At 71.7% G+C, this 15,450-nt stretch carries 17 protein-coding genes and 1 pseudogene; 8 read left to right on the forward strand and 10 right to left on the reverse strand.

Annotated elements, in window-relative coordinates; translation table 11 throughout:
• Nucleotides 1–2: 2 nt before the first annotated feature.
• A complete protein-coding gene (locus AB0C35_RS31795) occupies nucleotides 3–722 on the reverse strand; it encodes an IclR family transcriptional regulator (RefSeq protein ID WP_358463973.1) in 720 nt (239 codons plus the stop codon).
• Nucleotides 723–834: 112 nt separating this feature from the next.
• Here AB0C35_RS31795 and leuC point away from each other — a divergent pair, with 112 nt between their 5' ends.
• From leuC to AB0C35_RS31815, 4 genes are all read left to right on the forward strand, one after another.
• The gene (leuC, locus tag AB0C35_RS31800; RefSeq protein WP_358463976.1) at nucleotides 835–2,232 is read left to right on the forward strand and encodes a 3-isopropylmalate dehydratase large subunit; all 1,398 of its coding nucleotides are present in this window, start codon (nucleotides 835–837) and stop codon (nucleotides 2,230–2,232) included.
• A 9-nt stretch (nucleotides 2,233–2,241) separates the two neighbouring features.
• Nucleotides 2,242–2,829, forward strand: a complete 588-nt coding sequence (gene leuD, locus AB0C35_RS31805) for a 3-isopropylmalate dehydratase small subunit (protein ID WP_358463979.1) — start codon at nucleotides 2,242–2,244, stop codon at nucleotides 2,827–2,829.
• A 132-nt stretch (nucleotides 2,830–2,961) separates the two neighbouring features.
• A complete protein-coding gene (locus AB0C35_RS31810) occupies nucleotides 2,962–3,195 on the forward strand; it encodes a hypothetical protein (protein ID WP_358463982.1) in 234 nt (77 codons plus the stop codon).
• 158 nt (nucleotides 3,196–3,353) lie between these two features.
• On the forward strand, nucleotides 3,354–3,632 hold the full coding sequence (locus AB0C35_RS31815; protein WP_026403810.1) for an HU family DNA-binding protein: 279 nt from the start codon (nucleotides 3,354–3,356) through the stop codon (nucleotides 3,630–3,632).
• A gap of 66 nt (nucleotides 3,633–3,698) precedes the next feature.
• On the opposite strand, the gene AB0C35_RS31820 is transcribed toward AB0C35_RS31815, so the two are convergent.
• Complete coding sequence (locus AB0C35_RS31820; RefSeq protein WP_358463985.1) at nucleotides 3,699–3,905, reverse strand: hypothetical protein; 207 nt, start codon at nucleotides 3,903–3,905, stop codon at nucleotides 3,699–3,701.
• Nucleotides 3,906–3,915: 10 nt separating this feature from the next.
• Complete coding sequence (gene cofC, locus AB0C35_RS31825; protein ID WP_358463988.1) at nucleotides 3,916–4,566, reverse strand: 2-phospho-L-lactate guanylyltransferase; 651 nt, start codon at nucleotides 4,564–4,566, stop codon at nucleotides 3,916–3,918.
• A gap of 111 nt (nucleotides 4,567–4,677) precedes the next feature.
• Here cofC and AB0C35_RS31830 point away from each other — a divergent pair, with 111 nt between their 5' ends.
• The 3 genes from AB0C35_RS31830 to AB0C35_RS31840 all read left to right on the forward strand — a co-directional run bounded on the left by AB0C35_RS31830 (nucleotide 4,678) and on the right by AB0C35_RS31840 (nucleotide 7,728).
• A complete protein-coding gene (locus AB0C35_RS31830) occupies nucleotides 4,678–5,523 on the forward strand; it encodes a lysophospholipid acyltransferase family protein (protein ID WP_358463991.1) in 846 nt (281 codons plus the stop codon).
• A 17-nt stretch (nucleotides 5,524–5,540) separates the two neighbouring features.
• Complete coding sequence (locus tag AB0C35_RS31835; RefSeq protein WP_358464032.1) at nucleotides 5,541–6,530, forward strand: NAD(P)H-dependent glycerol-3-phosphate dehydrogenase; 990 nt, start codon at nucleotides 5,541–5,543, stop codon at nucleotides 6,528–6,530.
• 76 nt (nucleotides 6,531–6,606) lie between these two features.
• Nucleotides 6,607–7,728: a D-alanine--D-alanine ligase family protein gene (locus tag AB0C35_RS31840; RefSeq protein WP_358463994.1), complete on the forward strand. Its 1,122-nt coding sequence runs from the start codon at nucleotides 6,607–6,609 to the stop codon at nucleotides 7,726–7,728.
• A gap of 19 nt (nucleotides 7,729–7,747) precedes the next feature.
• Here the strand turns inward: AB0C35_RS31840 and AB0C35_RS31845 are convergent, their stop codons facing one another.
• From AB0C35_RS31845 to AB0C35_RS31875, 7 genes are all read right to left on the reverse strand, one after another.
• Complete coding sequence (locus tag AB0C35_RS31845) at nucleotides 7,748–9,646, reverse strand: beta-propeller domain-containing protein (RefSeq protein ID WP_358463997.1); 1,899 nt, start codon at nucleotides 9,644–9,646, stop codon at nucleotides 7,748–7,750.
• Nucleotides 9,647–9,693: 47 nt separating this feature from the next.
• Nucleotides 9,694–10,125: a carboxymuconolactone decarboxylase family protein gene (locus AB0C35_RS31850; protein ID WP_358464000.1), complete on the reverse strand. Its 432-nt coding sequence runs from the start codon at nucleotides 10,123–10,125 to the stop codon at nucleotides 9,694–9,696.
• Nucleotides 10,118–11,023, reverse strand: coding sequence for an NAD(P)-dependent oxidoreductase (locus tag AB0C35_RS31855; protein WP_358464003.1), 906 nt, complete (start codon nucleotides 11,021–11,023; stop codon nucleotides 10,118–10,120). Before AB0C35_RS31855 ends, AB0C35_RS31850 begins: the two co-directional genes overlap by 8 nt.
• Nucleotides 11,020–11,754: an SDR family oxidoreductase gene (locus AB0C35_RS31860; protein WP_358464006.1), complete on the reverse strand. Its 735-nt coding sequence runs from the start codon at nucleotides 11,752–11,754 to the stop codon at nucleotides 11,020–11,022. Before AB0C35_RS31860 ends, AB0C35_RS31855 begins: the two co-directional genes overlap by 4 nt.
• The gene (locus tag AB0C35_RS31865; RefSeq protein ID WP_358464009.1) at nucleotides 11,751–13,217 is read right to left on the reverse strand and encodes an aldehyde dehydrogenase; all 1,467 of its coding nucleotides are present in this window, start codon (nucleotides 13,215–13,217) and stop codon (nucleotides 11,751–11,753) included. The genes AB0C35_RS31860 and AB0C35_RS31865 overlap by 4 nt, the downstream gene beginning before the upstream one ends.
• A gap of 64 nt (nucleotides 13,218–13,281) precedes the next feature.
• Nucleotides 13,282–13,863, reverse strand: a complete 582-nt coding sequence (locus tag AB0C35_RS31870) for a TetR/AcrR family transcriptional regulator (RefSeq protein WP_358464012.1) — start codon at nucleotides 13,861–13,863, stop codon at nucleotides 13,282–13,284.
• 1 nt (nucleotide 13,864) lies between these two features.
• Entirely contained in the window at nucleotides 13,865–15,031 is a 1,167-nt protein-coding gene (locus AB0C35_RS31875; protein ID WP_358464015.1) for an acyl-CoA dehydrogenase family protein, read from the reverse strand.
• 144 nt (nucleotides 15,032–15,175) lie between these two features.
• Here AB0C35_RS31875 and AB0C35_RS31880 point away from each other — a divergent pair.
• Nucleotides 15,176–15,450 (forward strand): annotated as a pseudogene (locus tag AB0C35_RS31880) (excinuclease ABC subunit UvrA); the annotation flags it as partial.

Raw genomic sequence — 15,450 nt, forward strand, 5'->3', positions numbered from 1 at the left:
GGTCAGGACGCGGTGCGGCGCATTCCCTCGGAGATCTTCTCGGCCGCCGCGGCGACCGGGGGAGCGTGCAGCCGGCCGGGGGAGCGGCTGAGGCGTTCGAGCGGACCGGACACCGACACGGCGGCGATCACCCGTCCGCCCGCGCCGCGGATCGGGGCGGACACCGAGCCGACGCCCTGCTCGCGCTCCCCGACGCTCTGCGCCCAGCCCCGGCGGCGGACGGACGCGAGCGTGGCGGCCTCGAACTTGGCGTTGCGCAGCCCCCGGTGGAGCCGGTCGGGCTCCTCCCAGGCGAGCAGGATCTGCGCGGCCGAACCCGCCGTCATGGGGAGCGCGGCGCCGACCGGGATGGTGTCGCGCAGGCCGCTGGTGCGCTCGGCGGCGGCGACGCAGACCCGGACGTCGCCCTGGCGGCGGAACAGCGAGGCGCTCTCGCCGGTGAGGTCGCGCAGGTGGGCGAGAATGGGCTGGGCGATCGCGAGGAGGCGGTCCTCGCCCGCCGCGACCGCGAGCTCGGCGAGCCTCGGCCCGAGGATGAAACGCCCCTGCGTGTCGCGGTGGACGAGGCGGTGGTGCTCCAGCGCGACGGCCAGCCGGTGCGCCGTGGGGCGGGCCAGCCCGGTCGTCTGGACGAGTTGCGCGAGCGAGGCCGGGCCCGCCTCCAGCGCGTTCAGAACGAGAACGGCTTTGTCAAGTACGCCGACTCCGCTAGAGTTGTCCATGTCTTGATATTGCCGTCTCGAAATTTGAGATGCAAGTCGAGGTGACCCGGACCACGGCGTCCCTGCGATCAGCACCGGACGCCGACGATCATTGACAGGTGAGGTGGGAGTGATGGGCCGAACACTGGCCGAAAAGGTCTACGACGCGCACGTCGTGCGGCGCGCCGAGGGTGAGCCCGACCTGCTCTACATCGACCTGCACCTCGTCCACGAGGTCACCAGCCCGCAGGCGTTCGACGGGCTGCGCATGGCCGGCCGCCCCGTCCGGCGCCCCGACCTGACGATCGCGACCGAGGACCACAACGTCCCGACGACGGACCTGCTGAAGCCCATCGCCGACCCGGTGTCGCGCACCCAGGTCGAGACGCTCCGCAAGAACTGCTCCGACTTCGGGGTCCGGCTGCACCCGATGGGCGACGACGGGCAGGGCATCGTCCACGTCATCGGCCCGCAGCTCGGCCTGACCCAGCCCGGCATGACCGTCGTGTGCGGCGACTCGCACACCTCCACCCACGGCGCGTTCGGCGCCCTCGCCTTCGGCATCGGCACCAGCGAGGTCGAGCACGTCCTCGCCACCCAGACGCTGCCGCAGGTCCAGCCGAAGACGATGGCCGTGACCGTCGAGGGCCCGCTGCCCGAGGGCGTCACCGCCAAGGACCTCATCCTCGCGATCATCGCGCGGATCGGCACCGGCGGCGGCCAGGGCCACGTCATCGAGTATCGCGGCGAGGCCGTCCGGTCGCTGTCGATGGAAGGCCGCATGACGGTCTGCAACATGTCCATCGAGGCCGGCGCCCGCGCCGGGATGATCGCGCCCGACGAGACCACGTTCGAGTACCTCAGGGGCCGCCCCCACGCCCCCCAGGGCGCGGACTGGGACAAGGCCGTCGAGTACTGGACGTCGCTGCGCACCGACGACGACGCGGTCTTCGACAAGGAGGTCGTGATCGACGCCTCCGAGCTGACCCCGTTCGTCACCTGGGGCACCAACCCGGGCCAGGGCCTGCCGCTCGGCGACTCCGTGCCCGACCCCGCGTCCTACGACGACCCCGTCCTGCGCCAGTCCGCCGAGCGCGCCCTGGAGTACATGGGCCTGACCGCCGGTACGCGGCTGCGCGACATCGAGGTGGACACGGTCTTCGTCGGCTCCTGCACCAACGGCCGCATCGAGGACCTCCGCGCCGTCGCGGGCGTCCTCAAGGGCCGCAAGGTCGCGGGCGGCGTCCGCATGCTGGTCGTCCCCGGCTCCATGAAGGTGAAGAAGCAGGCCGAGGAGGAGGGCCTGGACGAGGTCATCTCCGCGTCCGGCGCCGAATGGCGCGAGGCCGGCTGCTCGATGTGCCTGGCGATGAACCCCGACAAGCTCACGGCCGGCGAGCGCAGCGCCTCCACGTCCAACCGCAACTTCGAGGGCCGGCAGGGCCCCGGCGGACGCACCCACCTGGTGTCGCCCGCCGTCGCCGCCGCCACCGCCGTCACCGGCCGCCTCACCGCCCCTGCCGACCTGTAAGGAACCACGATGGAAGCGTTCACCACCTACACCGGGCGCGCGGTCCCGCTGCGCCGCAGCAACGTCGACACCGACCAGATCATCCCGGCGGTCTGGCTGAAGCAGGTCAGCCGCACCGGCTTCGAGAAGGGCCTGTTCTCCGGCTGGCGCGAGGACCCGGAGTTCGTCCTGAACCAGCCGCAGTACGACGGCGCGGGCATCCTGGTCGCCGGGCCCGACTTCGGCACCGGCTCGTCCCGCGAGCACGCCGTCTGGGCCCTGCAGCAGTACGGCTTCCGGGTCGTCATCGCGCCGCGCTTCGGGGACATCTTCCGTAATAACTCCACCAAGATGGGTTTGCTTCCGGTCATCCTCGCGGGCGAGCAGGTCGAGGACCTCCAGGGCCGGATCGAGAAGGACCCCGCCCTGGAGATCACCGTCGATCTGGAGAACCGCGAGGTCCGCTGGGACGGCCGGACCGCCTCGTTCGAGATCGACGACTACACCCGCTGGCGGCTCATGGAGGGCCTGGACGACATCGGCCTCACCCTCCGCCACGCCGACGCGATCAACGAATTCGAGTCGGACCGCACCCCCTGGTTCCCGGTCACGCTGTAGCGCGTCTCAGGGCCCGGATCGCCGTCCACGGACGGCGATCCGGGCCTTTTGCCGCCCCGGGTGGACCGTCGCGGACGGCGACGGGGGAGAATTCCCTAGGCGAAGACCCGTCCGACCTTTGGGGGCATCGAATTGAGCACGGTCCCGTGGACCGGGCCAGAGTGGGACGACCCCGCGTTGACCCTGCTCGCACGGCAGTTGCGTGACGCTCATCGGGCCGTCGCGCCGCTGCCGCCCGAGGACCGGCAGCGGCTCATCCGGCACCTGCTGGCGATCACCGACCTGGCGAAACGGGACGCCGGACTGGCCGCCCGCAGGCTGGAGACGTTCCTCGCCGATTTCCAAGAGACGCCCGACGTCGGTTAGCGTGCGCAGTGGCCGGATCCGGTCCGGTCACCCGGCGAGACGGGGGCGAGTGCGACAAAAACGCCAGCGACACGCCAACTCGTGCGTGCAGGTGATTGTGTCCATGCTGAGGGTCCCTTAGTTTCGTTCGGGCAAGGGGGGAACTAGAGGAGTAACCCATGAACAAGCGTGAGCTGGTCGACGCCATCTCTGACCGGCTGGGCAGCAAGAAGGCCGCAGCCGAGGCCGTCGACGCCATCCTGGAGGCGATCCAGACCGCGGTCGCCAAGGGCGACAAGGTCGCGATCACCGGGTTCGGTTCGTTCGAGAAGGCCGACCGGCCTGCCCGTACGGCCCGCAACCCCGCAACGGGCAAGACCATCGAGGTTCCCGCGACGTCCGTTCCGAAGTTCAAGGCCGGCGCGGACTTCAAGAACCTGGTGGCCGGAAAGAAGTAACCGCACAGCATCAGCGCCCGGGACCGTGCCAAGACGGTCCCGGGCGCTGGTGTGCAGGTGGCCCTCCTAGGGCGACGGCAGCGGGAACGTCGACAGCGTCACCACCGAGATCCGGTCGCCGTCCATCGCGAGGTTGACCCGCTGCCCGAGCCGCAGCAGCCGCAGCCCGCCGGCCGCGAACGCCTCCCCGTCGAACGGGAGTTCCGTCCCGTCGTCGAGCAGCACGCTCCCGGACCGGGTGGAAGCGTCGAAATCCTTCACCGTGCCCTGCATACCCCGAACCCTAGGCGAAAGCGGGGAGGCGGGAGGCGACGGCGGTGGTGCGGGGGCCGGCGCCCAGGGCGAGGGCGGCGCGGAGGTCGTCGGGGGTGTCGACGTCGCGGCGGACACTGTCGATGCCGGGCAGGAGGATCTCGCGGGCGCCGCGGGCGCGGTGGGCGGCTCGGGAGTCGGCGCCGAAGGCTGGCGAGAACGGGACGCCGGGACGGGCGGTGTACAGGGTGGTGCCGATGCCGGCCGCGTCCGGGACGAACGCCTCGGGGGCCCGGCCGGCGGCGTCGAGGACGCGCGCAAGTTCAAGAGGCCGCAAAGCGGGCAAATCGGCCGACAGTGCTCCAACGCCGGTGCCGGGGGCGAGTTCACGGCCGCGGCCCGCGCCGTGGACGAGCGCCGGGTTCAGCCCGGCGTCCGGAAGGTCGGGCACGACCAGGGCGCCGAGGGCCGCCAGATCGGCGGCGGGGAGAGGATCGTCGGTGACAACGATCACGGTGCGAACCCGGTCGCAGCGCAGTGCCGCGGCGACCGTGTCGGTCGCCACCGCCAGCGCGAGCGACTCGCGATGCGGGCCCGCCGCCGCGGACATGCGGGTCTTGGCCCGGGCCAGGACCTTCACCGGCACGACGAGCGACCATTGGGAGAATTCTGCGGTAGACATGGCGACTCGACACTATGCGCACGCACCCGCGACACTTGTGCACACCCCGCGTTCGTTCGGGGTCGGGACACCCCGCGTTCGCCTGGGGGACGGAGTGAGGAGGAGACGGGCATGAGCCACGGGTATTCGCCCGGGTGGCGGAAGCTCACGATCGTCATCCTGCGCCCGCTGCTTTACGGGCTGCTGAAGCGGGACTGGCGCGGCCGGGGCAACGTGCCGGGGGAGGGCGGCGTCATCATCGCCGCGAACCACATCTCCGAGGCCGACCCCCTCGCCCTCGCCCACTTCGTCTACGAATCGGGCCGCTATCCCGTGTATCTGGCGAAGTCGACGCTCTTCGACGTGCGGTTCGTCCGCAACGTCCTGCGCGGCACCGGCCAGATCCCGGTCCACCGCGACAGCGCCGACGCGGCCGCGGTCCTGAAGGACGCCGAGAAGGCCCTCGTGGACGGCGAGTGCCTGATGTTCTACCCGGAGGGCAGCTGCACCCGTGATCCCGAGCTGTGGCCGATGACCGGGCAGACCGGGGTGGCGCGGATGGCGCTGAAGACGGGCGCCAAGGTCGTCCCGGTGGCGACCTGGGGGGCGCACGAGCTGATGCCGTACAAGAAGGGCGAGCAGACCGGGCTGGCGGGGAGCCTGAAGAAGGGCTTCCACCCGCTCCCGCGCAAGACGATGAAGGTGATCGCGGGCCCGCCCGTCGACCTGTCGGAGTACGCCGGGCTGCCGCTCACCAAGGAGACGCTGCGGGCCGCCACCGACGACATCATGGCGGCGATCACCGGGCTGCTCGGCGAGCTGCGCGGCCAGGAGCCGCCCAAGGAACGCTACGACCACCACAGGGTCCTGGAGGAGCGGCGCCTGGCGGCCCGGGCGACCGGAGCCGGGGCGTTCCGGCCCGCGGTGCCCGAGACGGCGCGGCCGGGCGCCGGCGACCCGAAGGCGGCCGACTCGTGACGTTGCGCACCGCGGTGATGGGGGCCGGGTCCTGGGGGACGACGTTCACCAAGCTGCTGAACGACGCGGGCGGCGAGGTCGTCCTGTGGGGGCGCCGCCCCGAGGTCGTCGAGGCGGTCAACGAGCGGCACGAGAACCCCGACTACCTGCCCGGCGTCACGCTGCCCGAGGGGGTCCGCGCGACGCTCGACCCGGCGGAGGCCCTGGCGGGCGCCGACTTCGTGGCGCTGGCGGTCCCGGCGCAGACCCTCCGGCACAACCTCGGCGCCTGGGTGCCGCTGCTGCCGCCGGACGCGGTCCTCGTCAGCCTGATGAAGGGCGTCGAGATCGGCACGTCCCGGCGGATGTCGGAGGTCATCGGCGAGGTCGCGAACGTCCCCGCGGAGCGGGTGGGGGTGTTCTGCGGGCCGAACCTGGCCCGCGAGGTGGCGGGCGGGGAGCCCGGCGCGGCGGTCGCGGCCTGCGCCGACGAGGACGCCGCGCAGCGCCTCCAGGCCGCCACGATGACGCCGTACTTCCGCGTCTACACCTCCACCGACGTCGTCGGCTGCGAACTCGGCGGCGCGGTGAAGAACATCGTCGCGCTGTGCGTCGGCATGTCCGTCGGGCTGGGGTTCGGCGCGAGCACGCAGGCGCTGCTGATGACCCGCGGCCTCGCCGAGATCGCCCGGCTGGGCGCGGCGCTCGGCGCCGACGAGCACACCTTCGCGGGGCTCGCCGGGATGGGCGATCTCGTCGGGACGTGCATGTCGCCGCTGTCGCGCAACCGGACGTTCGGCGAGAACCTCGGCCGCGGCATGACGCTGGAGCAGGTCATCGCCGTCACCAAGCAGACCGCCGAGGGCGTCAAGTCGTCGGAGGCGGTGATGGAGCTGGCCCGCAAGCACAACGTGGAGATGCCGATCACGGAGGCGGTCACCGCCGTCCTGCACCACGGCATGCCGATCAAGGAGGCGGCCATCTCGCTGATCTCCCGCTCGCCCAAGCCCGAGCGGTACGGGCTGTGACGGCCGCGCCGCCGGGACCGCCTCGCCCGGCTCGCTCGTGGCCCGCCCGGGCTGATCACCGATAGGGTCGGACGTCATGTCCCAGGTTTCAAAGATCCGCGTGGCCGTCGTCTTCGGCGGACGCAGCTCCGAGCACGCGATCTCCTGCGTCACCGCGGGGGCCGTGATGGCCGCCATCGACCGGGACCGGTACGACGTGGTGCCGATCGGCATCGCCCGCGACGGGCGCTGGGTGCTGCCGCCCGGGGACCTGCGGCTCGCGATCGAGGACGGGCGGCTGCCGGAGGTGACCGCGAGCGGCGGTGTCCTCGCGCTGCCGTTCGACCCCGACAGCCGCGGCCTGATGGTCGTCCGGCCGGGCCAGGTCCCGGAGAAGCTCGGCGACGTCGACGTGGTGCTTCCGCTGCTGCACGGCCCCTACGGCGAGGACGGCACCATCCAGGGGCTGCTCGACCTCGCGGGCGTCCGCTACGTCGGCGCCGGGGTGCTGGCCAGCGCGGTCGGCATGGACAAAGGGTTCATGAAGCTCGTCTGGCAGGCCCGCGGCCTGCCCGTCGGCCCGTACGTCCTGGTCGGCGACCGGGAGTGGCGGCGCGAGCGCAAAGGCAAGATCGACGAGATCAAGGAGCTGGGCCTCGCCGGTGGCACACCGGTGTTCGTCAAGCCGGCCCGGGCCGGGTCGAGCATGGGCATCACCCGCGTCACCGACGAGGCCGGCCTGGAGGCCGCGGTCGAGGCGGCCCGCGAGCACGACCCGAAAGTGATCGTGGAGGCGGCGATCGAGGGCCGCGAGATCGAGTGCGGCGTCCTGCAGGGCATGGACGACGGCCCGGCCGAGGCGAGCCTGCCCGCCGAGGTGCTGATGGCGGGCGACCACGACTTCTACGACTTCGAGACCAAGTACCTCGACGGGACCACCAGCATGGCGATCCCGCCGGACCTGCCGGCCGCGCAGATCGAGGAGGTCCGCCGCATCGCCGTGCAGGCGTTCGACGCCCTCGACTGCGAGGGCCTCGCCCGCGTCGACTTCTTCCACACGCCGGACGGCCGCTGGATCCTCAACGAGATCAACACCATGCCGGGCTTCACCCCGGCCTCGGCGTTCCCGCAGATGTGGGCGGCGACCGGGCTGGACTACCCGGCGCTGGTCGACCGGCTCATCCAGACCGCCGCCAAGCGCTCCACCGGCCTGCGCTAGTTCATTTTCACAACGCGCACTAGTCGAACGGCAGCCATGCCATGTTCTTCAGCGTGGCGGCGTCGGTGGCGCGGGTGCCTTGATCGGAGAACGTCCAGAGGGTGCCGCCGACGATCAGCGAACGGCGGATGCCGGTTCCGCGATACCTGCCGGGATGCCGGACGGTCCCCGCCTCGGTGATGGACGAGCCGGTCACCTTGAGGGCCAGGGCCTCGCCGCCTCCGTCGCTGCGGCCGTTCACGGGGATGACGGTGAGACCGGAGTCCGGCCAGTACAGGAAGGCGTGCGGCTCGAACTCCGCCTGCGATCGCGCTCCGGGCAGCTTGTAGTCGCTGATCCGGCGGGGTTCGCCGGAGACGTCGAAGAGGGAGACCTGGAGGCCGTTGGTCCGCCCGGTGAGGTCGGCGTCCTGCCCGACGCCGAGGAGTCTCCCGTCCCCGGTGGGATGCAGGTACGCCGAATAGCCGGTGATCTTGAGTTCGCCGGTGAGGCGGGGGCGGCGCGGGTCCTTCAGGTCGAGCGCGTACAGCGGGTCGGTCTGCCGGAACGTCACGACATATCCGGTGGTGCCGATGAACCGGACGGAGTAGATCCGCTCGCCCTTGCCGAGGCCGTCGATGCGTCCGATCTGGTCGAGGCGGGAGCCGTCCTGTGCGAGGACGTAAACCGAACTCTGCGACGGCTTGTCCTCCCGGGCGAACTGGCCGGTGGTCGTCGCCAGGCGCAGCTTCCCATCGTGCTCCGACATGGAGTACTGGTTGAGCAGGGAGCCCTTGACCGAACCCGACGCCACATAGCGGGGACGTCCTGTTCCGCTGACGTCGAACTTGTACACGTCGGTGCGCGCCTCAGGGCGCTTCTCGCGCGGCCTCCACATGGGCGGCTGCGGCGGAGTGCCGGTCACGTACAGGCTCTTCCCGTTGCCGTAAACGGTCGAGCCGTCGGCGGTGACGCCGATCGCCTGCGGGTCGCCGAGCCCCTTGGACAGGTCGAACGTCAGGACGCTCAACATGCTCGAACCCGCGTACGAGGACGGGCGGCTGACCTGGTCGCAGGGCGTCCGGTACTTCGTCGCCGGGCCGCCGTTCCCGTCGTCCACCTGGAAGGCGGGGAGCCAGGCGTCGAGCGGCGCGGTGACCACGGCTTGCCTGTTGGCCTCGGTGGCCGCCTTCTCGCCGTCGCCGCCCGGGAAGCGGATGTCGGGCTGGGACCTCATCACGACCCGGACCGTCGAGCCGCTCTGCCGGGCGTCCAGGTAGTCGGCGTGGGTCGTCATGGTCCCGATGACCTTCGGGGCGCCGGAGACGTCGACGAGCGTCAGGCGCGTCGTGGGCCTCGGCGGCGTGGGGGGCCTGGGTGAGGCGGCCCCTCCGCCGGGGATCGCCCGGCGCTCGTAGGGGATCATCGGGGTCTGCTCGTCCAGGACGAGGACGCGGTCGCCGCTGAGCAGCAGCCGCCCGTCGCCGAGGAAGCCGGAGCCGGGCAGGTCCAGGGTGTGCGTGATCTCGCGCGTCGCGGGATCGATGACGGTGAGCCCGCCGCCGGCGAGCGTGACGATCCTGCGGCCGTCGGTCTTGACGAGGTCGGGCTCGTCTGCGGATCGCTCGTGGGCGTTCGTGGTGGAGTGCCGCGGCGGCTGCCCGGGGGCCGCCTCGGCCGCCTGCGGGCCCTTGCGCAGGGCCGTGCCGCCCTCCGGGAGTCCCCGCAGGACGGGCCCGTCGCTCAGCCCGAACGGGCCGACCCGGTCCGCCGTCGCCTGGCGCAGCTCCTTGTGCAGCGCAGCACAACTGTCGTAGGCGACGAGCCGAACCAGCGGTGCCTGAACCGGCCGGTCGGAACCACCGGGCGAACCGGCGCATCCCGCCGACCCGGCGAGGATCAGCAGCGTCGCGGCCGGGGCGAAGACGCGACCACGCATGGGTCTTGGACGCTCGCCCCGGACCCCGGGTTCCCGAGAATTCGGATTTAGTCTGATTTCTCCTTGCGGGCGCGCTTCTCGTGCTTGGCGATGAGGCCGTCGATCTGGACGCTCAGCCTGGACCCGAGCGGCCAGCCGACGTAGTGGGTCAGGAAGATGCCGATCTCGCGCAGCTCGTCCGGCGACAGCTCGCCGTTGGCCAGGGCCGCGGGGATCTGGATGTCGAGGACGTCGTTGAGTCCCTGACCGGCCAGGACGCCGATGAGGAGCATCCGCCGGTCGCGCATGCTCAGCCCGGGCCGCGTCCAGATGTCGCCGAAGAGATGGTCGACGGTGATGCCGAAGAAGTCACCGGGGGCGTCCCCGATCTCCCACCCGTAGACCCGGCGCATCATCTCCAGGCCGCGTTCGCGCCGCCCGTCCGTGTTCGCGGTGGGAGGCCCGCCTGCGACGCCCTCCGGTTCGCTCCGCTCAGTCATCGGCGTCTCCCATCGGGTCTACCGCCAGCCCCAGACCCGTGCCGAAGCGTTCGAGGGCGAGGCGGGCGAACGGGGCGTCCACGCCCAGCTCGCCGGCCAGTTCCAGGGCGAGGGTCAGGTCCTTCTCGCCGAGGTCCCGGGTGTGGCACAGGATGTCGTACAGGTCGTCGTCCGGCTTCATCGGCGCGGTCGTCGGCCGCAGCATGATCGAGCCGGCGCCGCCGGTGATCGCGTCGGTGTGCCGGACGACCCGCCCCAGCTTCCGCAGCGACACCCCCGACGCCTCCGCCAGCCGCTGCGCCTCCGCCGCCGCCGTGAACGACACGAAGTGCAGCAGGTTGCGGGCCAGCTTCGTGCGCGTGCCCGTACCGACCGGGCCCATGTGCAGGACGAGGTCGGCCCAGTCGCCGAACGGCTCCCGGCAGCGCTCGAACGCCGCGTCCGAGCCGCCGACCATGACGGCGAGGCTGCCCGCGCTCGCCCCCATGAACCCGCCGCTGACGGGCGCGTCCACGACCTCGATCTCGTAGCGGCGCGCCTTGTCGGCCAGCTCCTCCGCGGTCCCCGGGCGGATCGTCGAATGGATCGCGAGGACGGTTCCCGGACGGGCGCTGGCGAGGACCTCCTCGCCGACCTCCATCACCTGGCCGTCGTCCCGGACCATGATCGACACCAGCTCGGCGTGCGCGGCGACCTCGGCGACGCTCCTTGCCGCCCGCGCACCCGCCTTCACCAGCGGCGCCACGGCCTCGGCGCGGGTGTCGAAGACGGTGAGGCCCCGGCCGGTGAGATGCCGCGCCATCGGCGCGCCCATCTGCCCGAGCCCGATGAACCCGACGCTCATCCGTGTTCCCTGCGCGGGGTCGACCCCCCGCACCCCCCGGTTCGCTTCGCTCATGCCCTGAACACCTCGCCGCCGTCGACGTTGATGATCTGCCCGGTGACCCAGGCCGCCTCGTCCGACAGCAGGAACAGGCACATCCCGACGAGATCCTCGGGCGTGCCCATCCGCTTCAGCGCCATCTTGTCCTTGACGATCTTCTGCGACATGTTGCCCGGGACGACCGTGCGGTTGGCCTCGGTGTCGATCGGGCCGGGCGCGATGGCGTTCACCCTGATGTTCATGCTGCCCAGCTCATGCGCGAGCTGCTGCGTGAGCCCGTTGACCCCGACCTTGGCCAGCCCGTAGAAGCCGGAGTACTGCCACGCGGCCGTGGACGACTGGTTGACGATCGAGCCGCCCCCGCGAGCCTGCATGTGGGGGTAGCAGGCGCGCGCGCACAGCAGCGCGCCGTCCATGTTCACGGACATGAACTTCTTGTAGTAGTCCCAGTCGACGGTGAAGAGGAAGTCCAGCTTCATCGACCCGAAGATGGCGGCGTTGTTGACGAGATGGTCGATGCCGCCGAACCGCTCCACGGCCGCCGCCGCCATCGCCTCGACCGACTCCGGGTCGGACACGTCCGTCCGCACGAACAGGCCCTTGACGTCGTCGGCGACGGCCTGCCCGCGCTCGTCCACGTCGGCGACGACCACGGACGCGCCCTCGGACGCCAGCGCCCGCGCGTAGGCCTCCCCGATGCCCTGCGCGGCGCCGGTGACCACCGCGACCCTGCCCTCGAACCTCATGTCGTGCCCTCCGCGATCGCCTTGGTCTCCAGGTACTCCTCGAACCCGGCCACGCCCATCTCGCGGCCGATGCCGGACTGCTTGTAGCCGCCGAACGGGACGTCCGCGCTGTACCAGACGCCGCCGTTCACGCTGACCGTCCCGGCGCGCAGCCGCGCCGCGACCGCCCGGGCGCGCTCGACGTCGCCGCCGTGGACCGCTCCCGACAGCCCGTACGGCGAGTCGTTCGCGATGCGGACGGCGTCGTCGTCGCCGTCGTGCGGCATGATCACCAGGACGGGGCCGAAGATCTCCTCCCGCGCCGTGCGGGACTCGTTGGTCAGCCCGGTGACGAGGGTCGGCTCGATCCAGAAGCCCTTGTCCCGGCCGGCCGGGCGGCCGCCGCCGCAGGCGAACGACCCGCCCTCCTTCACGGCCAGCTCCAGATACCCCTCGATGCGGTCACGCTGTTTCGCCGAGATCACGGGACCGCAGATCGTCCGGTCGTCGCCCGGGTCGCCCGCGCCGAGCTTCGCCAGCGTGCGGGCCGTGATCTCCACGGCCTCGTCGTAGTCCTTGCGGGGCACGAGGATCCTGGTCGTGATCGCGCAGCCCTGCCCGGCGTGCGCGATCCCGGAGAACGCCGCGTACGAGCAGGCGGCCTTCAGGTCGGCGTCGTCCAGCACGATGAACGCCGACTTGCCGCCGAGCTCCAGGAAGACGCGCTTGAGCGTGGCGGCCGCGCTCGCCATGACGTTCCGTCCGGTCGCCGTCGAACCGGTGAACGTCACCAGGTCGACGCGCGGGTCCTGGACCAGCTGGGCGCCCAGCCCGTGATCGGACGAGGTGACCACGTTGACGACGCCCGCGGGGATGTCGGTCTCCGCCGCGATGATCTCGCCGAGGACCGCCGCGCACCACGGCGTGTCCGGCGCCGGCTTGAGCACCACCGTGTTCCCCGCCGCCAGCGCCGGGCCCAGCTTCGCCAGGTTGATCTGGTGCGGGAAGTTCCACGGGGTGATCGCGCCGACGACGCCCACCGCCTCCCGGCGAATCCGCCGGTTGCTGGGCATCCCCATCGGCTCGGCCCGGCCGAGGTCGCGTTCCCACTCGTAGGACTCGGCGAGGCCGGCGAACCAGCCGAGATCGTCCACGGGGGTGTCGAGCTGGCCCCCGAACGTCAGGAACCGCGGCGCGCCCACCTCCTTGATCGTCAGTTCCCGCAGCTCGTCGGAGCGCCGCTGCATCGCCTCCCGCAGCTGGCGCAGGCAGCGGACGCGGAACGCGGCGTCCGCCGCCCACGACGTCTCGTCGAACGCGCGCCGGGCGGCCCCGATCGCGCGGTCCATGTCGTCCTGGGTGCCGTCGGCGGCGGTGCCGAGCACCTCTTCGGTGGCGGGATCAATGGTCTCGAAGGCGCCGCCCCCGGCGCTCGGGGCTAGCCGCCCGTCCAGCAGAAGCAAGCGATCGGTTGTTCTGGACACGTGTCCAGACTACCGTTCAGGGCGGGGCGGGACGCAAGACCGAACCGGTTAATTCGGGCAGAGATCAGGAATCGGCGGGCCTCGCCAGGAATATCCCCAGGGTCCGGTCGTACGGGTCGCCGCCGGGCGGGTCCCCGTCCGCGTCCGGGGACGGGACGAGATAGCCGCCGACCCACGCGCGGAGCATCAGCAGCGCACGGAGGTGGGCGTCGCCGGGGGCGAACCCCAGTTCGTCCAGGCACCCGGTGATGTGGCCGAGCAGCGCCCGGTCGGCGAGCCGGACCGCCTCGTCCGCCTCGGGGGAGTGCTGGGCCCACAGCCGCATCGCCCGGTCGATCGGCGCGACCTCGCGGCCGAGCGCCTGGATGCGCCGGAGCCGCTCGAGCGGATCCGGGGTGCTGCCGAGCGCGCGGGCCAGCATCTCGTCGGTGCGCTCGTGCGCCCAGCGGTCCAGCAGCGCGCGCATCAGCGCGGCCCGGTCCTTGAAGTGCCAGTAGAAGCTGCCCTTGGTGACGCCCAGCCGCGCGGCGAGCGCGTTGATCCCGACGCCGCGCTCGCCGGACCGCGCCAGTTCCCCGTAGGCGGCCTCGATCCAGTCCCGCCGGCTGATCGTCGTCCGGCTCTTGGTGTCCTCACGGGTCACCACGTCACACCAGCGTCATCGGATCGGGGTCCATCCCCAGCACGGTCCTGCCGTACAGGGCGTACGTCGCGTCGGCGTCGAAGACCACATGCGACGAGATCGTATTCACATCCCGCTGCGCACGCTGGAACGGCGAGTCGGTGAACTGGACGCTGGCGCCGCCGAACGCGCACAACTCGTTCACGACCGTCCGGGCGACGCCGGCCACATGCGCCGCCACCAGCCGGGACCGGGCGCGCTCGGCCATCCCGAAGCGGCCGCCCGACTCGTACGTCTCCATCACCCGGCGTACCGCGTCCTCCAGCAGGAGACGGGCGGCGGCGAGATCCGCGGTGGCCTTGGCCAGCCGGATCTGGCCGCTCATCAGATCGCGCTGCTTCACACCGGTGTACGCCATGACCCGCCCCTGCATCCGCTCGGCGTACCGGGCGAGGACGCCTTCGGCGACGCCCAGCACGGGCGCCGCCCCGGTGAGCGCGAACACCGGGACGAGCGGAATGCGGTAGATCGCCCCGTCGTGGATGCGCGACCCGGGCGCCCTGCCCTCGACGAGGTCGACGAGCGGCGCGGACCTGTGCGCCGGGACGAACCGGTCCTTGATCTCGATGTCGTTGCTGCCGGTGCCGCGCATCCCGCTCGTGTGCCACACGTCGTGGACGTCGGCGTCCGCGCGCGGCAGCAGGAACAGCCTCGGCTCGATCGACTCGTCCACGGTGACCAGCGCCATGACCATCACGTGGTCGGCGTGCATCACCCCGCTGCCCCACGACCAGCGCCCGGTGACGCGGTGCCCGCCGCCGACGGCCTCGGCGGTCCCGTTCGGCGCCAGCGTGCACGGCACCAGCGCGTACGGGCGGTCCGCCCAGACCTCCCGCTGCGCCTCCTCCGGAAGCAGGGCGATCATCCAGTTGTGGAGCGTGTAGATGACGCTCAGCCAGCCGGTCGAGGCGTCGCCCGCCCCGATCTCGCGGCACGCCGCGACCATCGCCTCGAACCCGAGTTCACGGCCGCCGAACCGCTTGGGCACCAGCATCTCGAACAGGCCGGACCCGGCCAGGTCGGCGATGGTCTCGTCGGGCAGCCGCCGCGCCTCCTCGGCCGCGCGGGCCCGCTCGTTCAGCACCGGTGCCAGCTCCCGCGCACGGCGGACGATGTCATCTCCATACTCCATAGTACGGAGACCATACTCGTAAGTATGTGCTGACGGAAGGGCGGGGCATCGCGGCGGCCGGACCGGTCAGGATTCGAGAAGCGCCCATCCCCGAGCCTCACATAGCGTGACTGCAGCCAGCCGATAGCCGGAGAGACCAGGAGCATGGACACGATGACGGACACGCAGTCGCCTGAGCCGCACGCCGCCGACAGCCACGACCTGATCCGCGTGCACGGCGCGCGGGAGAACAATCTCAAGGACGTCAGCATCGAGATCCCCAAGCGCAGGCTGACGGTGTTCACCGGGGTCTCCGGTTCGGGCAAGAGTTCGCTGGTCTTCAGCACGATCGCCGCGGAGTCGCAGCGGATGATCAATGAGACTTACAGCACGTTCGTGCAGGGGTTCATGCCGACGCTGGCGCGGCCGGATGTCGATGT

The sequence above is a fragment of the Spirillospora sp. NPDC048819 genome, from assembly GCF_040650055.1.
Classification (GTDB): domain Bacteria; phylum Actinomycetota; class Actinomycetes; order Streptosporangiales; family Streptosporangiaceae; genus Spirillospora.

Bases quoted from the DNA above. Each gene is read 5' to 3' on its own strand.
- AB0C35_RS31795 (WP_358463973.1), bottom strand. From the start codon at position 722: ATGGACAACTCTAGCGGAGTCGGCGTACTTGACAAAGCCGTTCTCGTT.
- leuC (WP_358463976.1), top strand. From the start codon at position 835: ATGGGCCGAACACTGGCCGAAAAGGTCTACGACGCGCACGTCGTGCGG.
- leuD (WP_358463979.1), top strand. From the start codon at position 2,242: ATGGAAGCGTTCACCACCTACACCGGGCGCGCGGTCCCGCTGCGCCGC.
- AB0C35_RS31815 (WP_026403810.1), top strand. From the start codon at position 3,354: ATGAACAAGCGTGAGCTGGTCGACGCCATCTCTGACCGGCTGGGCAGC.
- AB0C35_RS31820 (WP_358463985.1), bottom strand. From the start codon at position 3,905: ATGCAGGGCACGGTGAAGGATTTCGACGCTTCCACCCGGTCCGGGAGC.
- cofC (WP_358463988.1), bottom strand. From the start codon at position 4,566: ATGTCTACCGCAGAATTCTCCCAATGGTCGCTCGTCGTGCCGGTGAAG.
- AB0C35_RS31830 (WP_358463991.1), top strand. From the start codon at position 4,678: ATGAGCCACGGGTATTCGCCCGGGTGGCGGAAGCTCACGATCGTCATC.
- AB0C35_RS31835 (WP_358464032.1), top strand. From the start codon at position 5,541: ATGGGGGCCGGGTCCTGGGGGACGACGTTCACCAAGCTGCTGAACGAC.
- AB0C35_RS31840 (WP_358463994.1), top strand. From the start codon at position 6,607: ATGTCCCAGGTTTCAAAGATCCGCGTGGCCGTCGTCTTCGGCGGACGC.
- AB0C35_RS31845 (WP_358463997.1), bottom strand. From the start codon at position 9,646: ATGCGTGGTCGCGTCTTCGCCCCGGCCGCGACGCTGCTGATCCTCGCC.
- AB0C35_RS31850 (WP_358464000.1), bottom strand. From the start codon at position 10,125: ATGACTGAGCGGAGCGAACCGGAGGGCGTCGCAGGCGGGCCTCCCACC.
- AB0C35_RS31855 (WP_358464003.1), bottom strand. From the start codon at position 11,023: ATGAGCGAAGCGAACCGGGGGGTGCGGGGGGTCGACCCCGCGCAGGGA.
- AB0C35_RS31860 (WP_358464006.1), bottom strand. From the start codon at position 11,754: ATGAGGTTCGAGGGCAGGGTCGCGGTGGTCACCGGCGCCGCGCAGGGC.
- AB0C35_RS31875 (WP_358464015.1), bottom strand. From the start codon at position 15,031: ATGGAGTATGGAGATGACATCGTCCGCCGTGCGCGGGAGCTGGCACCG.